The sequence below is a fragment of the Rhizobium sp. BE258 genome (assembly GCF_031457345.1).
Classification (GTDB): Bacteria; Pseudomonadota; Alphaproteobacteria; order Rhizobiales; family Rhizobiaceae; genus Rhizobium.
On record NZ_JAVDWL010000009.1, the window covers coordinates 256,242 to 276,990 of the forward strand.

Here is a 20,749-nt window from a genome sequence, read left to right on the forward strand (position 1 = left end):
GATCACGAACCCGAAACGACCTTCAGGTTGCCGCCATGGCTGCCGCCGCCGAAGACCTGCTTCGAGCCGAAATCATTGCGGAGACCGTGACGCTGTTCGCTCTGGCCAAGGCCGAGTTCTGGGAAGAGCAGTTCCGCGACGCGGTAGGCTTCTTCGAGATGCGGGTAACCGGAGCCGATCACCGTCTCGATGCCGAGCTCCTGATATTCGCGAAGCCGCGCAGCAACCGTCTTCGGCGAGCCGACAAGCGCCGTTCCGGCACCGGCGCGCACCAAGCCGACACCGGCCCACAAGTTCGGAGAAACCTCCAGGTTGTCACGGCGGCCGTTATGAAGCGCTGCCATGCGGGCCTGGCCGACGGAGTCGGATTCTTTGGCGAAGCGCGCCTGCGCTTCCTCGATCGTCGCATCGTCGAGCTTGGAGATCAGCCGGGCGGCGGCGGCCCATGCCTCCTCGTCCGTCTCACGGACGATGAAATGCAGGCGGATGCCGAAGCTGACTTCGCGGCCCACTTTCGCGGCAGCCGCACGCACGCGCTCGATCTTCTCGCCGACCTGTGCCGGCGGTTCGCCCCAAGTCAGATATTTATCGACGCGGCCAACGGCAAAATCGATCCCGGCATCGGAGGAGCCGCCGAAATAGAGCGGCGGGCGCGGGTTCTGGTAGGACGGGAAGCCGAGGCGCGCATTGGTCGCCTTGATATGCTTGCCATCGATGCTGGCCACACCCTTTTCGAGAAGCTCTTCCCAGACGTCAAAGAACTCGTTGGCATGGTCGTAGCGCTCGTCATGTGGCAGGAAAATGCCGTCGCCCGCCAATTCTGCGGGGCTGCCGCCGACAACGATATTGAGCAGTACGCGGCCGTTCGAGACCCGGTCAAGCGTCGTCGCCAGACGCGCGTAGTAGGCCGGCGACGCCGTGCCGGGACGGATCGCCACCAGGAATTTCAGCTTCTCGGTATGCTGCGAAAGAGCCGCCGCCGTGACGAAAGATTCCTCGCAGGCAACGCCGGTCGGCAGCAGAACGCCAGAAAAACCAAGACGGTCGGCCGCCTGGGCGATCTGCGTCATGTAGCCGATTTCAGGCGCGCGCGTCTGGTCAGACGAACCGAGATAGGCGCCGTCACCTGAGGTCGGGATGAACCAGAGAAAATCGATTGGTTTGGAAGTCATGAAATTTACCTCTCTTCAAAAAAACGGATCAGCTGGCCTTCGGGCGCCAGACGATATCGCCCGTCGTCAATTTCTTCGGCACGATGCCCAGCGCGTAGAACTCGTCGGCCAATGCCTGCTGATAGGCAGCCGCGCCATCGGTGATCGTCGTCACCGCGCCGAGATCGGCGCCGGGACGGCTGAGCGTCACCCGGGTCACCTCGGCAGGCACTCCGGTGATCTCGGAAAGCTCCTTGGCCGTCTCGTCGAGCTTGCCCTGCGCCGACTTGCCGACCTTGGCGAGTTCGTCGATGACATCGACGATCACCTGGCCGTTGTTGTCGGTGAAATCCTGGTTCGCCAGGAAGAAGCTGTAGGAATCGACGAGGCCTTCAGCCGTCGTCAGGATCCGTGTATCCGGATCGGCCTCGGCGATCGCCAGATAGGGATCCCAGATCGACCAGGCATCGATGCTGCCGGTCTTGAAGGCGGCTGCGGCATCCGGCGGCGACAGATCCAGCGCCTGCACGTCTTCGACCTTGAGGCCGCCCTTGCGCAGCGCCTTGACGGCAACGTTGTGGGCGCTCGATCCGCGCTTGAAGGCCAGCTTCTTGCCCTTCATATCCTCAAGCGTCCGAATCGGTGAATCCTTGTGCACCAGGATCGCGGAACCAGCCGGGCTGCCGCGATAGGTGCCGACATAATAGAGATGGCCACCGGCTGCCTGGGCAAACAGCGGCGGAACGTCACCCGTCGCACCGAAATCCAACGCACCGGCGCCAAGCGCTTCCAGCAGCGGCGGCCCGGAGGTGAATTCCGACCAGCTGACGGTGATCCCCTTGTCCGCAAGCCGCTTTTCCAGCGCCCCGCGGCGTTTGGCCAGCGCCAGCACGCCATTCTTCTGCCATCCGATGCGAAATTCCGTTGCAGCGGCGGCGCGCGCTGGCTTGATGGACGGAAGGGCGCTGGCAGCAACAGCCGCACCAAGGAGACCGAGGGTCTGACGGCGTGAGATCATGGCTTTCCCCTTTTCGGCGGCAGTGCAGACGGCGTGCCTGCGCGTTGTGATGGCTGATAATGAGAAACTCTATAAATTAGATCGACATTTATATTTGTGAGTTTTGTCCCAACGGAAACTTTCCTCACCTCAAACCGGCGATCCCGCAGAATTTTATTCCCCGGCAGCCGGAAGCGGGCCGTACCGCGCTTGCCCGTGACGACTTTTCAGCAACGGCGGTTTCCGCTAAGCATGCCCCCACATCACGAAAAGGATCTGGCATATGGCAAAAGTCGCTTTCATCGGTCTCGGCGTCATGGGTTTCCCGATGGCGGGTCATCTGAAAACGAAAGGCGGCCACGACGTCACGGTCTATAACCGCACTGCCGCCAAGGCCGCCGATTGGGTCGCCAAGTTCGGCGGCACCTCCGCACCGACCCCGGCCGAAGCTGTCGTCAGTGCCGATTTCGTCTTCACCTGCGTCGGCAACGACGACGATCTCCGCTCGGTGACCACGGGCAAGGGCGGCGTTTTCGAAGGCATGAAGAAGGGCGCGATCCTGATCGATAACACGACGGCCAGTGCCGAAGTCGCCCGCGAACTCGATGAAGCCGCCAAGGCCAAGGGTTGCGGCTTCATCGACGCCCCGGTTTCCGGCGGCCAGGCCGGTGCCGAAAACGGCGTGCTCACCGTCATGTGCGGCGGCGACGAAGCCGTTTTCGAAAAGGCCAAGCCCGTTATCGACGCCTATGCGCGCATGGTCGGCCTGATGGGACCAGCCGGTTCCGGCCAGTTGACGAAGATGATCAACCAGATCTGCATCGCCGGCGTCGTTCAGGGTCTCGCCGAAGGCATCCATTTCGGCAAGCGCGCCGGCCTCGACATCGAGAAGGTTGTCGACGTCATCTCCAAGGGTGCTGCAGGCTCCTGGCAGATGGAAAACCGCCACAAGACGATGAACCAGGGAAAATACGATTTCGGCTTCGCCATCGACTGGATGCGCAAGGATCTCGACATCGTGCTGACCGAAGCCCGCCGCAACGGCGCCAAGCTGCCCGTCACCGCGCTGGTCGACCAGTTCTACGGCGACGTTCAGGCGATGGGCGGCAATCGCTGGGATACGTCCTCGCTGCTCGCCCGCCTGGAAAAATGATCGGGCTTTCGTCCAGCGCAGCGGAGTTGATCACGCTGCGCAGGACCTGCCACGCGCAGGCGCTAAAACTGGCTCGCCGCCTTGCGGATGGCTCCGGCAAGACGGCGAGATGGAGCGGCAAGGATGCAATGCGCGAGCTGACGAGCGATGCAATATCGCCCGCCTGAAATAGCTCAGTCCTCGTTGGACTTGGCGCTGTCGAGCAGCATGTAGTCGAGCGGCAGCTGCGTCGAATACTTGATCTGTTCCATGGCGAAGGCCGAGGAGACGTCGCGGATTTCGATCTTGGCGATCATCCGCTTGTAGAAGGCGTCGTAGGCGGCGATGTCAGGCACCACGACTCGCAGCAGATAATCGACATCGCCGCTCATCCGGTAGAACTCGACCACTTCGGGGAATTCCACCACGACCTCGGAAAAGCGCTTGAGCCATTCGATCGAATGGGTCGCCGTGCGGATCGAGACGAAAACCGTGACCTTGGTGTTGACCTTCTCGGGGTCGAGGATAGCAACACGGCGCTTGATGACGCCATCTTCTTCCATCTTCTGGATACGGCGCCAGCAAGGCGTTGTCGAAAGGCCGACCTTCTTGGCGAGATCAGCAACCGCCAGGGTCGAATCTTCTTGCAGCAGGCGCAGTATCTTACGGTCGAGACGGTCCATATGCGAAAGCCCTTTCGAATTATATTCTCTGTATATCGCGATTCCGGCGCGGGAAAAGAATTTTGTTTCAGTTTATAAGCAGTTTAATTCTACTGCGAAGAACTGGAAGCAACTCTTCCTCGAACCATGGATTGCGCTTCAGCCAGCCGCTGTTGCGCCAGCTCGGATGCGGCAGCGGCAAGACCGCGGGTGACCGGTTCGAAAACAGCGTGTCGCGCCACGCCTTGACCGTATCGGTCATATTCCCCTTGGCCGCACCGGCCATATGCCAGTTCTGCGCATATTGCCCGACCGTCAGGATCAGCTCGATCTGAGGCATGACAGCCATGGCCCTCTGGCGCCAAACCGGCGCGCATTCCCGGCGCGGCGGCAGATCGCTTCCTTTCTCGTCATATCCCGGAAAACAGAAGCCCATCGGCACGATCGCAAAACGGCTTGCATCGTAGAAGGCCTCGCGGCCGACCTGCAGCCAGTCGCGCAGGCGATCGCCCGAGGCATCGTTGAACGGAATGCCGCTTTCATGGACGCGAAGGCCAGGCGCCTGCCCCGCAATCAGCACGCGCGCGGTTGGCGACAGGATGACAACAGGACGCGGCTCATGCGGCAAAGGTTTCGACGGATCAAGAGGCGCATCCCGGCAGATGCGGCAGCCGGCAATCTCGCCGTGCAACGTCTCGATCGTCATTCCCATCCGACCGCCTGCCCGATCATCCTGACGATGCCGCCGGAATGCAGTCTCTCGTCATCGCGAAAATCCCGCGGCCTCTCGAATGTCCCGGCCCAGAGACCCGAACGCCTGGCGCGTGCCTCGTCCTCCTGCCGCCGGTAATCGCCATAGGAAACCGCCATGCCGGTTCGAACCATCTCGCCATTGATGTCGAGAGTGCCGCTCCGGCAGATCACCAGCAGCCGTTGATACTGGTCGCGCTCGGTCCCGCCGCATTGCGTGTCAGCGCCGGCGACCAGCCGCTGCAGCGCATCCCGGGCCTCCCGGCCACATGACCACGGCCTGCCGTTCCGCTCACAGCTCTGCACGAGCTCCGGCGCATCGATGCCTTTCAGCCGCATGCGTTCGCCGCCGATCGCCAGACTATCGCCGTCCGCCGCATGAAACGCGCCGCTATGCACCGTTTCCGGCTGATCGTTGAGCTTGGCCGCGATCAGCCAGATCAGCGCCAGCATGGCAAAGGCAGTCACTACGTCGCGTATCGTCCTGAAGCCGCGCGTCACGCTTCCGCCTCCTTCAAAAACAAATCCTTGAGAGAAATGGCAAACACCTTCTTAAGATTTGCCGGTTACGGTGGAAACACCCGCGGATCAAGTATTCAAGTGCAAATGAGTAACGGCGTCAGCACATCGACCGATAAGATTATCGTCGACAAGTCCCGCAGTCACCGCAACAAGCCCGTTTCCAAGGCTGTTCGGCAGACACGCGAGCGCTTGCAGTCCGGCCATTCCTCGACCGCAGCTTTCGACCGCGACGTCCTGCGCATGTATATGACGGCCTTCACGCAGGGTGCCGCCCTGATGCCGCTCTTCGTAATCATCATCGCCGCTCTCGGCATCTATTTCACCGGCGACACACAGATCTTCTTCTGGGCGGTCGCAACGCTGGTCGCCTATGCCGCCAACGTCTATCTCGTCCGCCGCGCCCGCAAACAGGAAATGACGGCAGAATCCGCCCGGAAATGGCGCCGCGCGCTTCTCGCCGGCCAGTTGCCGATCGGACTTGCCTGGGCCTTTTTCGCCTTCCAGAGCTGCCCTGCCTGCGAACCCTCCAGCTTCATTCTCTACAAGGGTGCGACGCTGCTGATCGCCTTGTCGGTGACGGCAATGTCGAATTTCATGCTGGCGCCATCGGTGCTCGTCACCTTTACGCCTGCGATCATAGCGCTCGCCGCCAAGGCCGGGATTTCCCGCGACGTCCTCGAACTCAGCCTCACGGCACTCTTCACCACCACCGTTATCTTCTTCAGCTATATCAGCGACCGTCTGTTCAAGCAGAATCTGCGCATCCTCTCCTTCCAGTCGGAAAAAGACGACCTGATTGCCGAGCTCGAAGTTGCCAAGTCGATGTCGGACGAAGCGCGCCGCCGCGCCGAGGAAGCGAACCTTGCCAAGTCCCGCTTCCTCGCCTCGATGTCGCATGAGCTGCGCACGCCGCTGAACGCCATCCTCGGCTTTTCCGAAGTCATGTCGTCGGAGGTGATGGGTCCGCTCAACAACCCGACCTACAAGGAATATACCGGCGACATCCACCGCTCCGGCCAGCATCTGCTGAACCTGATCAACGAGATCCTCGACCTCTCCCGTATCGAGGCCGGCAAGTACGAGCTCAGCGAAGAGGCGATCTCGCTGCTCGATATCTCCGAGGATTGCATCGGCATGGTGCAGCTGCGCGCCAGCGGCAAGAACATCACCATCAGCCAGCAATTCGAGCCAGAGCTTCCCTCCGTCTGGGCCGACGAGAAATCGATGCGTCAGGTGGTTCTCAACCTTCTTTCCAACGCCGTGAAGTTCACGCCCCAAGGCGGCGAGATCCACGTCAAGGTCGGCTGGACGGCAGGCGGCGGCCAGTACATCTCGATCAAGGATAATGGTCCCGGTATTCCCGAAGAGGAAATCCCGATCGTGCTTTCTGCCTTCGGTCAGGGCTCGATCGCCATCAAGAGCGCAGAACAGGGCACCGGCCTCGGCCTGCCGATCGTCCAGGCGATCCTCGCCAAGCACGACGGTCAGTTCGTGCTGAAGTCCAAGCTCCGCGAAGGCACCGAAGTCATTGCCATCCTGCCCGGCAAACGCGTGCTGCAGAGCCTTCCTGCTGTCGAGGAAGCGCATGCCGTGTCCCGTAAGCGCAAGAGCTTCGCCTAAGGTCAGCCCGCGAGCAACGCCAGGAACGCCGGGTCATCGCGGAAGTCTCCGAGGTCGTTGTCGATACTATCCAACCGCGTCAGATTTCTCAGATTTTCCTTGTAGGATGGGTCGAGCAGGATCGCCTGCTTTGCGGCACTCAGCACCGCCTTCTTCGTCTTCGCCAACTCTTCGGGAGCAGCCTCGCTGACGCGCAGTGCGCGATGCCTCTGCCCGTAGGCCGCAGCCATCAGGAACCAGAACTGGGCGATCTTCGAGGCCGGTGTGCTCGCAAGCTTAGTGCCGATCGCGATCGCCTGTTCATAGCCGCCGGGCTGATAAAGCAGGTCGAAAATGATCTCGATCCCCTGATTGACGGACAGACGGTCACTGCTCGTCAGGTAGGACAGAAAGGCGTCTCGATCCTCGACAGGCACGCTATCGACGATCTGCTTTGTCGTCTGCTCGCCGAGCTTCTGCTCACCCGGATCCTTATCCAGCAGGATTTCCACTTGTTGGAACAGCGGCGACAGATAGATCCTCGTGTAGAGGTAGAAGAATATGAAGCCGGCGATAAGCCCGAAGACAAGGAGGAAAGGCGACGAGACGGTGACCGCATTCAGCAGCGGCGCATTGGCTCCGGCAAAGAGGCCACCGGCCTGCTTGTCGATAAAATCGGCAAATGAATTCAGATGCGAGGGCAGACTCGCCACCTGCGTCAGCCCGACGCCGACCAGCATCGTTGTCAGCCATTCCGAAATTCGCTCAAGGTTGGTATTCGACGCCAGCAGCCTCTCGCGCCGCGGCGACTTCAAGCCTTCCGCGCCGGCCTTCACATCCGCAGTTGGAACGGCAGGCGCCTCTTTCGTCATGATACGCGGCACGGAAAACAGAAATCCCATGACGCCGCCGACGGCGGCCGAGGCCGCAACGATAAGCCCGCCGATACCGATCGCCGACGAGACGCCGCCCTGTTGAGACAGCCATAAGAAGAGAAAAGTCAGGCCAAGCGCCGCCAGCCCCATATAGCCAAGGTCTCTGGCCTTCTCGCCGCCTTCAACCTGCTGAACCGCATTCGCCTGAAGATGTGCCAATGGTCGCCCCCGTATGCATCTGCCGCGCAGAACGGAAACAACCTAAGAGTACAATTATTATTTACACAACCTTAATATTTAAGGGTCAGCCTGAATATCAGCCGAAGACGATGGCGATCAGATGCTTGCCGATCGTGAACAGCAGGAAGAGCCCGCAGGCGCTGAGCGTGCAGAGCACGGCGAAAGACCCGAGGTCTTTGGCATGCTTGCCGACCATCGAGATTTCAGGCGAAATACGGTCGATAACCTCTTCGATCGCCGTGTTGAGTGCCTCGACGGCAAACAGTGCCAGCAGCAGGATCACCGCGATCACCAGCTCGGAAAGCGTGGCGCCGACAGCGATCAGCAGGATCAGCGAAACGGCGCCGAACAGCAGTTCCTGCCGGAAAGCAGATTCCTTGATCAGGCGCTGGAATCCAGCCCAGGAATAGCTCGCGGCAGCAAAGAAATGGCTGACACCGGTCAGCTTTCGAACGGCAGGTTTTTCCAAGGCGTCCTCGTCTTGCGGTCGGGGACGGCGTCTCTCCGCCGTCCATCAGTGAAAATGCGAATACCGTTTCCCGGCCCGCGCCGCAAGCGTCCGTCATCAACCTGTCACAAAGCTGAACGCGAGCCGCCCAATCAATGCTTGTTGGTGACACCTGCCTGCGCGAAGGTCGCCATGCCGGAATGGCAGGCGGCAGCCGCCTTGACGATACCGGCCGCCAAAGCTGCACCGGTGCCCTCGCCGAGCCGCATGCCAAGCGCCAGAAGCGGCGTCTTGCCGAGCATTTCGATGGCCCTGAGATGGCCGGGCTCGCCCGAGACATGGCCGATGAGGCAGTGATCGAGCGCCGAGGGATTGGCGGCCTGCAGGATAGCACCGGCAGCCGTCGCCACATAGCCGTCGATCAGGACGGGGATCTTCTCGACGCGCGCCGCCAGGATCGCACCGGCCATCGCCGCGATCTCGCGGCCGCCGAGGCGGCGCATGATCTCCAGCGGATCGTCGAGATGATCGCGGTGCAGCTCGACGGCGCGCTCGACGGCGGCCACCTTGCGCTCCAGCATCTCGCCTTCCGAACCCGTACCCGGACCGACCCAGTCGCGTGCCGAACCGCCGTAAAGGGCGTAGTTGATCGCTGCCGCAATCGTCGTGTTGCCGATACCCATCTCGCCGATGCAGAGGAGGTCCGTACCGCCGGCAATCGCCTCCATGCCGAAGGCCATGGTGGCGGCGCAGTCGCGCTCGGAAAGTGCGGCTTCCTGGGTGATGTCACCGGTCGGGTAATCGAGCGCCAGATCGAACACCTTGAGGCCGAGATCGTAGGCAACGCAGATCTGGTTGATCGCAGCACCGCCGGCCGCGAAATTCTCGACCATCTGCTGCGTCACCGACGGCGGGAAGGGTGTGATGCCCTGGCGCGCAACACCGTGATTGCCGGCAAAGATCGCTACCAGCGGCCGGTTGACGGCAGGCGCCCTGCCCGTCCATGCCGCCAGCCAGAAGGCGATTTCCTCAAGGCGGCCGAGTGCACCCGGCGGCTTCGTCAGTTGCGCGTCACGCTCGCGCGCCGCAACCAGCGCCCGGGCATCCGGACCCGGCAGCTCGCGCAGCAGCGCGCGGAAATCGTCGAACGGCAGGCCTGAAACGCTCATGAAGGGACTTCCTTGTATTCTGTTTTCTCCCGGCTTCCCGGGGCCAACTTGTCTTTTCGCAGCAAATCGGCTTCTTTCGTCGCGACTCTCTTAAAGCCAGCGGCAGAGGCGAACAACTCCAAAAGCGCCGCAGCTTCCATGCATGAAGTGGGGACATGATCATCAAGGCCTATGCGCTCGATACCGCCCGCGCCGTCGCGTTCCTGAGCCGCGTTCCCATGCCGTCCTTCGTCTTTGCCGGCGATGACGGCAAGCTCGGCCGCACGGCGCGCGCCTTCCCGCTGGCCGGCCTGCTGATCGGCATTATTCCTGCTGCGATTTTCTTGATGATGCTGGGGCTGCGCGCCGACCGGCTGATGTCGGCGCTGGTGGCGATCGCAGCGCTCACCGTCATCACCGGCGCACTGCACGAGGATGGCCTGGCGGATGCCGCCGACGGCGTCGGCGGCGGACGTGACCGCGACCATGCGCTCGTCATCATGAAGGATAGCCGCATCGGCAGCTACGGCGCCATTGCGCTGATCATCTCAATTGCGCTTCGCGCCGCAGCACTCGCCGCCATCGCCCGCGAAGCATCGGCCTTCGAGGCCGCGCTCGCCATCCCGGCCGCCGCCTGCCTCGGCCGCGCCGCGCTCGTCTGGCACTGGCATCGCCTGCCGCCGGCCAAGACCGACGGGGTTGCCGCCTCCGCTGGCAAGCCCGGCGAAGGTGCGATGCACACGGCGCTCGTCTCGGGATGCCTGCTCGCCGCCCTCATCATCTGGCCGGCACTCGGTCTGCTGCCCTTTGTCTGCAGCCTGCTGGCCTCCGGAATCTCCGTCCTCGCCGTCACCCTCTATATCCGCCGAAAACTCGGCGGCCATACCGGCGACACGCTCGGCGCCGCCGAACAGATTTCCGAGATCGCCGCGCTCTGCGCCCTTGCCATGGCCTTGTGAAACAACGATATATCCTTCATGCAAACACCCTGCATCCATGTATGCGCCATCGATCCTGCAACCGGTTTTTGCACGGGTTGCGGCCGTACGATCGACGAAATCGGCGCCTGGATGCGCTATTCCGATGCCGAACGCGCCCGCCTGATGGCGATTCTACCTGCCCGGCTTTTCGAAGGCGAGGCGCACGCGGAGAGTAGCCGGCAAAGCATCACTGCGGAGCAGCTTGCATGAGCCGTCTGACGATCTTTCTGCTGATCCTCGGCATCGGCCTCGCCATCCTCGTCTTCAACAACGGCAACGATCGCATCATGGGCATGGAGACCGACGATTTCGGGCGCATGGTCTATCTTCTGCCGATCGCGCTGATGCTCTCGGCGGGCATCTGGGCGAGCCGCCGCAATATCGGCGAAACGATGCGCAACCTGATGATCTGGCTTGTCATCATACTGGCGCTCGCCACCGTCTATCTCTACCGGCAGGATATGCTGGGCGTCGGCAACCGGCTATTGGCCGGGCTCGTCCCGGGCCGCGCCGTCGTCGTCACCACCAGCGAAGGCGGCAGCGAGATCATCCTGCACAAGCTGCTCAACGGCCATTTCGAGGCCGACGTCTCGGTCAACGGCCAAACAATCCAGATGCTGGTCGACACAGGCGCCAGCATGGTCGCGCTCTCGCGTGCCGACGCCGAACGCATCGGCATCATCCCCGAAAACCTCGACTACTCGATGACCGTCATGACCGCCAACGGCCGTACCCGCGCAGCACCCGTCACGCTCGACCGTGTCGCTATCGGCCCCATCGTCCGCACCGGTGTTGCCGCCAGCGTCGCCGAAGACGGCAAGCTCGACCAAAGCCTGCTCGGGATGAGCTTCCTGGAAACGCTGGGCTCGATGCAGATGCAGACAGACGAACTGCGCCTGCGGGATTGAGAGCGGGTAAGGCAAGGCTTTAGTAGCGGCACCCACGATTTGATTAATCTTTTTCGCCGATTATAGCCCCGTTCCTTTGGTGGTCGGCGCATGATGAGTCACGAATTCAAGACAAACGCCGAATACGGCGCACCCTTTACGGGCGATGAGACCGGCATTGATCGCCCGGCCGAAGACACCAATATCGCGCTCGTCGTGGATCTCGATGGTACGCTGGTGCGTTCGGATCTCTTCCTGGAAAGCATATTCGACTCGATCGCCAGAAATGGCTGGCGTGCCCTTCTCCCATCGAACTCTGCGATAGGCTCCAGAGCCGGATTAAAAGCGCATTTCGCCGGGCTATCGCAGATCGACTACGCCAGGCTTCCATTCAGCGAACAGGTGCTGGCATCGATCGTCGCCGCCAAGGATCAGGGGCGCAAGGTCTATCTCGCAACGGCGGCTAACCGGCAGCATGCAGAAGCCGTGGCCGCACAAATGCCGCTTCTTCTCGATGGGATCTTCGCTTCGGATGAAGCGATCAATCTGAAAGGCCAGCGGAAAGCCGATGCGCTGATCGCCGCGTTTGGCCGCAATGGCTTTGACTACATCGGCAATAGCGGCGATGATTTTCATATCTGGCCGCATGCCCGCACGGCACTCAGCATCGGCTTATCGGCCCGTCAGTCGAACCGGCTTGATGCCGCGCATCCCTCGCATGTGAAACTGGCACCCCGCCATGATGGATACCGCGCGCTCTGGGCGGCAATGCGGCCGCATCAATATGCCAAAAACGCCCTGATCTTCGTTCCGGCCCTGACGTCGCACGAATTTACACCTGCGGCCTTATTGGCCGCAACACTCGCATTCATCGCCTTCTCACTCTGCGCCTCGGGCGTCTATCTGCTGAACGATCTGCTCGATCTGCAGGCCGACCGGGCTCACCCAAGCAAGCATCTGCGGCCGTTTGCTGCCGGCAGGGCATCCCTGGCATCAGGGCTGGCGCTCATACCTGCACTGACAATCGCAGCATTCGCCGTCGCGTCGCTGTTGCCGCCGCTATTTCCGCTCCTTCTGGCAGTCTATTTCGCCGGAACGCTGATCTATTCGCTGTCCCTCAAGAAGAAAATGATCGTCGATGTGGTAACATTGGCGATCCTCTACACGATCCGGATCTTTGCAGGTGCAGCGGCGATCGACGTCGTCGTATCGGAATGGCTGTTCACGTTCTCGCTTATGATTTTCGCCGCGCTGGCGTTGACGAAGCGGCATATCGAACTCGCCGCGCGCCTCGACAACGGCCTCGCTGATCCGGACAATCGCGACTACCGTCTTACCGATCTTCCGGTGATTGCGGCACTTGCAGCCGCAGCCGGAATGAACTCGATCACCGTTCTCGCTCTCTATGTGTCGTCACCAGAGGTGGCCAGCCTTTACAGCCATCCGCATATCCTCTGGGGTCTGTGCCCGCTCTTCCTCTACTGGACCAGCAGGACGCTGATGCTTGCCCATCGCCGCATGTTGCACGACGACCCGATCACTTTCGCGCTGCGTGATCGCAAGAGCTGGCTGGTAGGATTTTCCATCATTGCCGTCATCCTTGCCGCCCGTTGAGACACGCCTGTGGATAGCCAAGTGGTGACCCGATCTCGCAATCCCCTCGCCCGCATCCTGAGCTGGCACCCTTGCTCAGTGGTTTTGCTGGCAACTGTGCTCAGCTTTCTACGCACTGGCTATCTGCCAATCGATAACAACAACGTCTATCATTTGCCGATACTGATGAATTCGTTTGCGCTGCCGCAGTTTGCCAGCGATCCCTTCATCCAGTCACTGCAGCACTTTTCGTCGGGTTTCTGGATCGTCTTCACCGGCGCCGGGCAGATTATCAATCCAAAACTGTTCCTGGCATTTTGGCTTGCCGCAACGCATTTTTCGCTGCTGGCTGCCGCGCTGCATTTGGCACGAAGCTTCGGATTCCACGAAAGACGGGTGCTCAATATCTACGTGTTGCTGCTCGCCATGGCTGCCTGCCTGCAAGGCACGACAGTGGGTGGCGCCGGCGTGATGCTCAACTATTTCACCCATTCCGAGCTTGCGAACGCGCCCTTGATCCTCGGCTTTTCCTATGCCGTGCGCGGCAGATATGCGCAGGCCGCCATTGCCACGGCCCTGACATTCTTTCTCAACGCCTTCATGGCGGTGTGGATGATCCTGCCGCTTTGCTTTCTGGCGGCCTATCAACTCCGCACCGGCGCCATCTCGTGGCGTACATTGATGGTCCGCGGCCTGCTCGGATCACTGATCGGCGGCGTGCTCCTGGTGCCGCCGCTGCTCAACGTCCTGTCGAACCACCAGATCCTTGAAGCTCCAGCCTTCTCCTACAGGCAGTTTCTAAGAGGGTTCTATCCCGCTCACTTCTTCCTCGACGGCAACAGCTGGCTGGAAGTGGTTGCCTTGGCCGCTGCCGCCCTGTCATGCTTTCTTGCCGCCGCGCAGCTCGGCCGTCAGGCGAACGCCTTGCGACATCTGGCGGGAGGCGCGAGTGCGCTGCTTGTCATCGGCGCAGCAGCGCCGCTCGTCACCGATTCAGCCTTGGTCTTGAACCTGCACCTTATTCGCAGCGCCGTGATGATCATGATGCTTTCGACATTCGCTGTCGCACTGCTCGCTGCCGCATGGATGGCGGCGCCAGACCGAGCAGTTGCTTTTCGCGGACTGACCCTTTCCATCGCGCTCGTCGCCGTCTGGTTCAGCGCCGCCTTCGCTTGCGTGCTGCTTGCCTTCTATCGAGCGGCAAACCGTCGTGGAAAGGATGAGGATCGGCAAGGAAAGCATACCGTTGCGATCGTAGCCCTTTGCACGATTGCCGTGATGACCGTGATCTTCTTGTCTTATCCAACATACCTCTACCAGCGTAAAAACCTTGAAGTGAGCCATGAATGGCAGGCGCTGGGCAGTTGGGCCGATCAGCAGCTTCCTCCGGATACAAAGTTCCTGATCTGGCCGAAACGGCTGCCCGAAATCGCGGCGCTCGGTTTCGAGTATACGTCTCGGCGGCAGCAGATATTCGCGACCAAGTTTGGCGCGGCCGTCATGTGGTCGCCTGCCTATTTCGATATATGGGACGGAAGCGAGCAACTGCGCCGCAAGTCTGCGTCCTCCCAGGATATATTAGCCTATGCGAGCACACACGGCGCCGCATATCTGGGTACGGATTGTGATCCCGTCTTCGGCGAAATCGTTCATCAGGAAGGCGATAGCTGCGTTTATCCAGTGAGCAACCGCTAGTCGCGGCATCCTTCCGTTCAACCCTCAGCTCAACTGGAAGCCGAGAGCCAGAGGAAGCCTGAGCTTCCGTTGGTGTGGCTGTCGCTTGTCTTCGAATGATTGTAGCTGACCGCAAATGCCAGCGAACACATCGCAACCATGAACGCGACGGCGAATAAAATGTGAAGTCTGATCATAATCGGCGTCCGTATTCTAATGGCGGTAGAATATCGAAGCCCACCAGGTTGGCGGGCCAGGAACGGAAACGCTAGCGATCCCCTCGCTTCGCAGGGCTTATTAAGCACACTATCGATAAGCTTGTCGCGTGACGAAGGCGTGACATGGTGCGATTTCCACACCTCTATCGCGATTTACGCCACCATAGGTGAAATATTCCCTGCCGGTATCAGATATTGCACAGCCATGCATTGCAAAATGGCTCATGACGGGACAGCAGGGCGGCGGCTGAAAATCAGCGGCAGAAGCCCCAGATAAACGGCAGCACCAAGCACCCAGACAAGCCCCGGAAAGACGTCCCGTGAGGCGAAATAGATGGTGCTGATCGCCAGCGGCCCGGCGATCGAGGCGAGGCTGACCATGCTTGCCAAAAGGCCCTGGACCCTGCCCTGCGCCTCCGCATCTGCATTCGCCGTGACGAGCGATTGCAGCGCCGGCGCGCCAATGCCGCCTAGGCAAAACAACGGCATCAGGAAAAACACCATCCACCCCTCGCTCAGGAAGGCGATCGTCACATAGGCGATACTGTCGGCAATGACGCCAATCAGCACTGCGCGCCGCTCTCCCCAGCGTTCGCTGACCGGTCCGGCCACGAAAGCCTGTACCACCGCATGGAAGAATCCGAAGGCGGCCAGCGAAATGCCGACCATCATCGCCGACCAAGAAAACTTGTCCTGGCCATAGAGAACCCACACGGTGCCGCCGACTTCGCCGATGAAAGCCAGCAGGAAATAAGCCGCCATCAGCGTCATTAGCGGCTTGAAGCTGAACAACCATTTGAAATGCGTGAAGGGCGACAGCGGTTGCCCCTCCTCTCCCTCGCCGCGCTTGCGGGTTTCCGGCAGCAGGAAAATCGCCACGGCAAAGTTCAGAGCGTTCAGCACCGCGGCGGCAATAAACGGCAGCCGAACGGAATATTCGCCAAGGATCCCGCCGATAGCAGGCCCGGCAATGAAACCGACGCCGAAGCAAGCACTCAGCTGTGCGAAGCGGCGCGCGCGCTCATGTTCTTCGGTTACATCCGTGACGCAGGCCGCCGCAACGGCATTGCTCGCGCCGGTAAAGCCGGCAATCGCACGGCCGAGAAACAGCATCCAGAGTGCCGGAGCCAAGGCTATAAACACATAGTCGATGGCAGCACCCGCAAGCGAGACGAGCAGAACAGGCTTGCGTCCGAACCGGTCGGACAGCGACCCCAACACGGGCGAAAACAGAAATTGCATCAGCGCATAGAGCGCCAGGAAGGCGCCGAAACGCCATCCGAGATCGTCCGTATGGCCGACATCGCGCAGAAGACGCGGAAAAATCGGCAAAGTCAGGCCGATCCCCGCCGCGTCCAGAACCACGGTGGCATAGACGACGCTGAGCGCTTTCTTCATATCGTTCACCAAAATTTATCAGTGATAAGTTACTTATCGCTGATAAGGTGAAAACGCAACTAGGATTGCCAACGAGATGAAGATCGACCGCCAGCGTATCGTCGATGAGGCGCTTCTGCTTTTGAACGAAGCGGGATTGGACGCACTCTCCACCCGTGCGCTGGCCGAGCGCCTCGGCATCCGCCAGCCAGCACTTTATTGGCATTTCAAGGGCAAGCGCGCGCTGATCGACGCGATGAATGCCGAGATTCTGAGACGCGGGCATACGCATGCGGCACCAAAACCCGGAGACGTGTGGAGCGCCTATCTGCTCGCCAACTGCCGCAGCTTTCGCAACGCGCTGCTTGCCTATCGTGATGGCGGGCGCGTGCATGCAGGAACGGAGGCCGACCCGCAGGATCTTGCCAAGGTCGAAACTCAGATCGGCCTGCTCGTGGATGCCGGGATGACGCCGGAGACAGCGATGGAGCTTCTCGTCGCCCTCGGGCGCTATACGCTCGGCTGCGTGATCGAAGAGCAGGCGGAGCCGCAGCCCAACGCGAAGCAGCTTGACGAGGCAGCCGCCGATTATCCGCTGACGAGCCGCGCCGTTCTGCACTACCGTGACAGCGGCCCCGAGATTTTCTTCGAGGCCGGTGTCACCCTGATGATCGAGGCCGCGGCGATGCGCCTGGCAAAGCGACAGGCTTGATCCGGCGTCAGTTTCTCAGCCGGTAACCGGTCCTGAACATCCAGCCGAGTGTGCCAAGGCAGATCGCCAGGAACAGCGTGATCATTCCGAGGCTGATCAACGGATTGACGTCGGCGATCCCGTAGAAGCTCCAGCGAAAACCGCTGACGAGATAAAGTACCGGATTGAAGTGGCTGACCGCCTGCCAGAAGGGCGGCAGCATGTTGATCGAATAGAAGCTGCCGCCGAGGAAGGTCAGCGGCGGGACCACCAGCATCGGGATCAGGTTCAGCTGCTCGAAATTGCCGGCCCAGATACCGATCATGAAGCCGAACAGGCTGAAGGTGATCGCCGTCAGCAGGAAGAACAGCATCATCATGAAGGGATGCTCGATGCGGACCTCCACGAAGGCATTGGCCGTCAGCAGGATGATCAACCCGATCAGCAATCCCTTGGTGGCCGCCGCCCCGACATAGCCGAGCAGGATTTCGGTCATCGCAACAGGCGCCGACAGCACCTCGTAGATCGTCCCGGTGAATTTCGGAAAGTAGATGCCGAAGGAACCGTTGCTGATGCACTGGCCGAGCAGCGTCAGCATGATCAGGCCGGGGGTGATGAAAGCGCCGTAGGAGACACCTTCCACCGTCTGGATGCGCGAACCAACGGCGGCGCCGAAGACGATGAAATAGAGCGAGGTCGAGATGACAGGCGACACGACGCTCTGCAGCAGCGTACGGCGCGTACGGGCCATCTCGAAGAAATAGATGGATTTGACGGCTTCGATATTCATTTGGCGCCTCCCACGAGTGCCACGAAGATATCCTCGAGCGAGCTTTGCCGCGTCGAGAGATCCTTGAAATGGATGTTTTCTGCTGAAAGCCGGGTCAGAAGCGCCGCAATGCTTTCCTGCTCGTTATGCGCATCGAAATTGTAGACCAGCCGCGTGCCGCCCTGTTCCAGCGACAGGCCGTTTCCGGCAAAATGCTCCGGCAGCTTTTCAAGCGGCTCGGTGAGTTCGAGGATCAGCTGCTTGCGGCCGAGCTTGGCCATCAGCGCCGCCTTGTCTTCGACGAGCAGCAGCTTGCCACCGTTGATGACGCCGACGCGATCGGCGATCTCTTCGGCCTCTTCGATATAGTGGGTCGTCAGAATGATCGTGACGCCCGAGGCGCGCAGCTGCTCGACGACGCGCCACATGTCCTTGCGCAGCGTCACATCGACACCGGCCGTCGGCTCGTCGAGGAAGAGGATTTCCGGCTCATGGCTCAGCGCCTTGGCGATCAGCACACGCCGCTTCATGCCGCCGGAAAGCTGCCGCAGCGTGTTGTCCTTCTTGTCCCAGAGAGACAGGTCGCGCAGCACCTTCTCGATATGCGCCGGATTCGGCTTCTTGCCGTGCAGACCGCGTGAGAAGCTCACCGTGTTCCAGACGGTCTCGAACTGGTCGGTCGTCAGCTCCTGCGGAACAAGGCCGATCATCGTCCGCGTCGCGCGGAAATCCTTGACCACGTCGTGGCCGCCGACGAGCACCTCGCCGCCGCTCGGATTGACGATGCCGCAGACGATCGAGATCATCGTCGTCTTGCCTGCGCCATTGGGGCCGAGCAGCGCCAGGATTTCGCCCTTCTCGACATCTAGATCGATGCCCTTCAGCGCTTCAAATCCATTGGCATAATGCTTGGTGAGATTGCGGATCGAAATGATGGGTGTCATGCGGCTTTTGGATGTTTCCTCTTATTGGGCCGCTATATAGCCCCTTTGTGACACTTTGACATCCCGTACCCCGTGAACACACTATTCAGCGGGCCAGCCATAGTGGCGCGAAGAAAGGCGGCCAGCGGAAAATCGTCTTTCCACCGCCCTTGTCATCAACCGGTGATCTTCGCGGAGGATAACCGCCACAGAGGCAAGCAACGGTTTCCGCCCCGCCGCCCATCCCTTTGCGGAACCGTCAACGGGCGCTCGTTACGCCCATATTTCCGCTGCCTCTATTTGTAGAGAAATGCCGCCGTAAGCACGAACACTTTTAGAATCCGGTCGATTTCCCCTGAAGACCGGTCAGTCTGAGCCGGCGTTTCGCCGGCTTTCTTTTTGAACGCTCACCACTGTCCGTTGAGGCCGCAGCCATAAGGCGGCAACGTCTTGCCTTCGAAACGGCTCTTCAGCATGCCGCAGCCGATCTCGCGGATGGGTCCCGGCATCATCGTGTTGAGGCTGATCCCGACCTCGTCGAAGGGATCGCTCGCATAGGCGACATAGAAATACCAGCGCCCACCGAAAACGGCGGCTGCGGCAATCACCACCACAAGAAAAAGCATGACGAAATTCGGGCGTCTGCGGTCTGCCATCTCTGCTCTCCTCTTCCAGGAGTGCCCGTCAGATCAGATTCCCCGGCATGCGCCAAGAAGGTACGCTAGCTGCAATAGACCCGGCCGCTCTTGCGGTCTCTCAGATCGAAGTGGAAATGATTCCAGTGTTCGGGGTTGCTGCCGGGGCCAAGCACCGTGTTGAAATACTTGCAGCTGTCGCTGCGCACGGCTTTCAGCAGCCGCCCTTCGCGGAAGGAGAAGAGCCCCTTCTTGCGGATATCGATCTCGTGGCCGTTCTTCAGCACGAACTTGCCGACATCGATCGCATTGCCATGCGCATGCTCCGACATCGGATTGTACTTCTGCCGGCTGTTGTTCATGCGCCGGCAGGAATAACCGCCGAGCGGCTCGATCGTCTTGATGCCCGACCAGTAGCGAAAGCGTGCCGAGGGCGCGAGCTCGTTCTTCACCCACTTGGCGAAGGCGAGCGTCACCTGGCAGTTCAGCGTCACAGCAGGCCGGACGCCGATATTGCCGGAAAGCCCCTGCAAGGAGATTGGGTAAGGCACCTGGCAGGCGGGACCATTGGAGATCGCCGGCTTGTCGGTGAAGACCACGCCCATGCGCTTCAGTTCGCGGCGGCAGGAAAGCTCCGAGGCCGGCATCACGCTGGGATCGGCAGGCATGGCCGGCGTGCTCATCATCGGATCATTCGGCCGCAGCATCGCCACTTCCTGGCTCTCGTCCTCTTCGGGAACGCGCTGCGGGGCCACGACTGCGCTGCCATCATTCCAGACGGCGGCCTGGTTCATCTCGGCCTGCGCGGCCGGGCGCGGCATACGGCGCTGGTTGGTCTGAACAGGCGCATCTGTGCCGATGCCATCGACAACGGGCTCGGCCGTTTCGCCTTCGGCGATCTGCTGCTGTTGCTCCTGGGCAAGACCGACGACCGGTTCGGCGCCGAGTTCGGAATCCATGTTGACGCCGCCCTCAGGAACCGAAAGCTGGCGCGTGCCGCCCCAGTTGCCGGGCTCATTCTGAGAGCGCGGCACCTGTTGCTGGGCAAGCGCCTCGTCACTATCGATCATCGGCAGCTTGCGGCCGGGCGCCGGAACGGCATCGCTGGCGGAACGTCCCTCGCCTGCAAGGTTTGGCGTATCGAGATAATCGACCGATCCGCCGGCGCGTGAGACGGGCGCCGAAGCGGGATAGGACTGCGCCGTTTCCATCGGTGCCATGCGCATGGCGGACTGTCTTGGCGGAGAAATGGAGCTGACTTTGGTTCCGCGATCGACATTGGCAGGCGGCACGAGGCCGTCACTGATGGAACAGGTCGTGAGCGCCGTGGAAACCAGCGTGGTCAGCACGATACGCCGCAGAAGAGAGACAGACACAATACCCTCCATCGCCCCGCAGCCCTGCTTGCAACCTGAAGAATTCAAATCAAATTTAAATAAAACTGGTGAAGGAAAGCTTACCCCTGGTGGAAAAGGCGG

The 20,749-nt window shown here is 60.9% G+C and carries 21 protein-coding genes; 8 read left to right on the forward strand and 13 right to left on the reverse strand.

Annotated elements, in window-relative coordinates; all coding sequences use genetic code 11:
* Positions 1–2: 2 nt before the first annotated feature.
* Together ssuD and J2X43_RS27710 are read right to left on the reverse strand one after the other, a co-directional pair.
* Positions 3–1,172, reverse strand: a complete 1,170-nt coding sequence (ssuD, locus tag J2X43_RS27705) for an FMNH2-dependent alkanesulfonate monooxygenase (RefSeq protein ID WP_310300224.1) — start codon at positions 1,170–1,172, stop codon at positions 3–5.
* A 28-nt stretch (positions 1,173–1,200) separates the two neighbouring features.
* Positions 1,201–2,169 carry an aliphatic sulfonate ABC transporter substrate-binding protein gene (locus J2X43_RS27710; protein ID WP_310300226.1) on the reverse strand — a complete coding sequence of 323 codons (969 nt, stop codon included), beginning with the start codon at positions 2,167–2,169 and terminating at the stop codon, positions 1,201–1,203.
* A 262-nt stretch (positions 2,170–2,431) separates the two neighbouring features.
* On the opposite strand from J2X43_RS27710, the gene J2X43_RS27715 reads away from it, so the two are divergent.
* Complete coding sequence (locus J2X43_RS27715) at positions 2,432–3,301, forward strand: NAD(P)-dependent oxidoreductase (protein WP_310300229.1); 870 nt, start codon at positions 2,432–2,434, stop codon at positions 3,299–3,301.
* A 173-nt stretch (positions 3,302–3,474) separates the two neighbouring features.
* On the opposite strand, the gene J2X43_RS27725 is transcribed toward J2X43_RS27715, so the two are convergent.
* The 3 genes from J2X43_RS27725 to J2X43_RS27735 form a co-directional block, all read right to left on the reverse strand.
* On the reverse strand, positions 3,475–3,963 hold the full coding sequence (locus J2X43_RS27725; RefSeq protein ID WP_112387170.1) for an Lrp/AsnC family transcriptional regulator: 489 nt from the start codon (positions 3,961–3,963) through the stop codon (positions 3,475–3,477).
* A 67-nt stretch (positions 3,964–4,030) separates the two neighbouring features.
* Positions 4,031–4,654 carry a uracil-DNA glycosylase family protein gene (locus J2X43_RS27730; RefSeq protein WP_405049650.1) on the reverse strand — a complete coding sequence of 208 codons (624 nt, stop codon included), beginning with the start codon at positions 4,652–4,654 and terminating at the stop codon, positions 4,031–4,033.
* Positions 4,645–5,193 (reverse strand): thermonuclease family protein, encoded by a 549-nt coding sequence (locus J2X43_RS27735; RefSeq protein WP_310300237.1) that lies wholly within the window; start codon positions 5,191–5,193, stop codon positions 4,645–4,647. The genes J2X43_RS27730 and J2X43_RS27735 overlap by 10 nt, the downstream gene beginning before the upstream one ends.
* 105 nt (positions 5,194–5,298) lie before the next feature.
* Between J2X43_RS27735 and J2X43_RS27740 the strand changes: the two genes are divergently transcribed.
* On the forward strand, positions 5,299–6,834 hold the full coding sequence (locus tag J2X43_RS27740) for a HAMP domain-containing sensor histidine kinase (RefSeq protein ID WP_112516042.1): 1,536 nt from the start codon (positions 5,299–5,301) through the stop codon (positions 6,832–6,834).
* A gap of 2 nt (positions 6,835–6,836) precedes the next feature.
* On the opposite strand, the gene J2X43_RS27745 is transcribed toward J2X43_RS27740, so the two are convergent.
* From J2X43_RS27745 to cobT, 3 genes are all read right to left on the reverse strand, one after another.
* Positions 6,837–7,907, reverse strand: a complete 1,071-nt coding sequence (locus J2X43_RS27745; protein ID WP_310300242.1) for a hypothetical protein — start codon at positions 7,905–7,907, stop codon at positions 6,837–6,839.
* A 97-nt stretch (positions 7,908–8,004) separates the two neighbouring features.
* Positions 8,005–8,397, reverse strand: a complete 393-nt coding sequence (locus J2X43_RS27750; RefSeq protein WP_310300245.1) for a diacylglycerol kinase — start codon at positions 8,395–8,397, stop codon at positions 8,005–8,007.
* Positions 8,398–8,528: 131 nt separating this feature from the next.
* Positions 8,529–9,545, reverse strand: coding sequence for a nicotinate-nucleotide--dimethylbenzimidazole phosphoribosyltransferase (gene cobT, locus J2X43_RS27755; protein WP_112387164.1), 1,017 nt, complete (start codon positions 9,543–9,545; stop codon positions 8,529–8,531).
* A 155-nt stretch (positions 9,546–9,700) separates the two neighbouring features.
* On the opposite strand from cobT, the gene J2X43_RS27760 reads away from it, so the two are divergent.
* From J2X43_RS27760 to J2X43_RS27780, 5 genes are all read left to right on the forward strand, one after another.
* A complete protein-coding gene (locus tag J2X43_RS27760) occupies positions 9,701–10,483 on the forward strand; it encodes an adenosylcobinamide-GDP ribazoletransferase (RefSeq protein WP_310300248.1) in 783 nt (260 codons plus the stop codon).
* An 18-nt stretch (positions 10,484–10,501) separates the two neighbouring features.
* Entirely contained in the window at positions 10,502–10,714 is a 213-nt protein-coding gene (locus J2X43_RS27765) for a DUF1289 domain-containing protein (protein ID WP_310300251.1), read from the forward strand.
* Positions 10,711–11,412, forward strand: coding sequence for a TIGR02281 family clan AA aspartic protease (locus J2X43_RS27770; protein WP_310300254.1), 702 nt, complete (start codon positions 10,711–10,713; stop codon positions 11,410–11,412). The genes J2X43_RS27765 and J2X43_RS27770 overlap by 4 nt, the downstream gene beginning before the upstream one ends.
* 90 nt (positions 11,413–11,502) lie before the next feature.
* Complete coding sequence (locus J2X43_RS27775; protein ID WP_310300257.1) at positions 11,503–13,005, forward strand: UbiA family prenyltransferase; 1,503 nt, start codon at positions 11,503–11,505, stop codon at positions 13,003–13,005.
* A gap of 21 nt (positions 13,006–13,026) precedes the next feature.
* The gene (locus J2X43_RS27780) at positions 13,027–14,679 is read left to right on the forward strand and encodes a hypothetical protein (RefSeq protein WP_310300260.1); all 1,653 of its coding nucleotides are present in this window, start codon (positions 13,027–13,029) and stop codon (positions 14,677–14,679) included.
* Positions 14,680–15,098: 419 nt separating this feature from the next.
* On the opposite strand, the gene tet is transcribed toward J2X43_RS27780, so the two are convergent.
* Positions 15,099–16,274, reverse strand: coding sequence for a Tet(A)/Tet(B)/Tet(C) family tetracycline efflux MFS transporter (gene tet, locus J2X43_RS27785; protein WP_310300263.1), 1,176 nt, complete (start codon positions 16,272–16,274; stop codon positions 15,099–15,101).
* Between the two features lie 76 nt (positions 16,275–16,350).
* Here tet and J2X43_RS27790 point away from each other — a divergent pair, with 76 nt between their 5' ends.
* Positions 16,351–16,965 (forward strand): TetR/AcrR family transcriptional regulator C-terminal domain-containing protein, encoded by a 615-nt coding sequence (locus tag J2X43_RS27790; RefSeq protein ID WP_310300266.1) that lies wholly within the window; start codon positions 16,351–16,353, stop codon positions 16,963–16,965.
* A 7-nt stretch (positions 16,966–16,972) separates the two neighbouring features.
* Here J2X43_RS27790 and J2X43_RS27795 read toward each other — a convergent pair whose 3' ends face one another.
* From J2X43_RS27795 to J2X43_RS27810, 4 genes are all read right to left on the reverse strand, one after another.
* Complete coding sequence (locus J2X43_RS27795) at positions 16,973–17,734, reverse strand: ABC transporter permease (RefSeq protein WP_112387159.1); 762 nt, start codon at positions 17,732–17,734, stop codon at positions 16,973–16,975.
* Positions 17,731–18,657: an ABC transporter ATP-binding protein gene (locus tag J2X43_RS27800; RefSeq protein ID WP_310300270.1), complete on the reverse strand. Its 927-nt coding sequence runs from the start codon at positions 18,655–18,657 to the stop codon at positions 17,731–17,733. The genes J2X43_RS27795 and J2X43_RS27800 overlap by 4 nt, the downstream gene beginning before the upstream one ends.
* 386 nt (positions 18,658–19,043) lie before the next feature.
* A complete protein-coding gene (locus J2X43_RS27805; protein ID WP_310300272.1) occupies positions 19,044–19,292 on the reverse strand; it encodes a hypothetical protein in 249 nt (82 codons plus the stop codon).
* Between the two features lie 65 nt (positions 19,293–19,357).
* A complete protein-coding gene (locus J2X43_RS27810; RefSeq protein WP_405049651.1) occupies positions 19,358–20,647 on the reverse strand; it encodes an extensin family protein in 1,290 nt (429 codons plus the stop codon).
* Between the last annotated feature and the right edge of the window lie 102 nt (positions 20,648–20,749).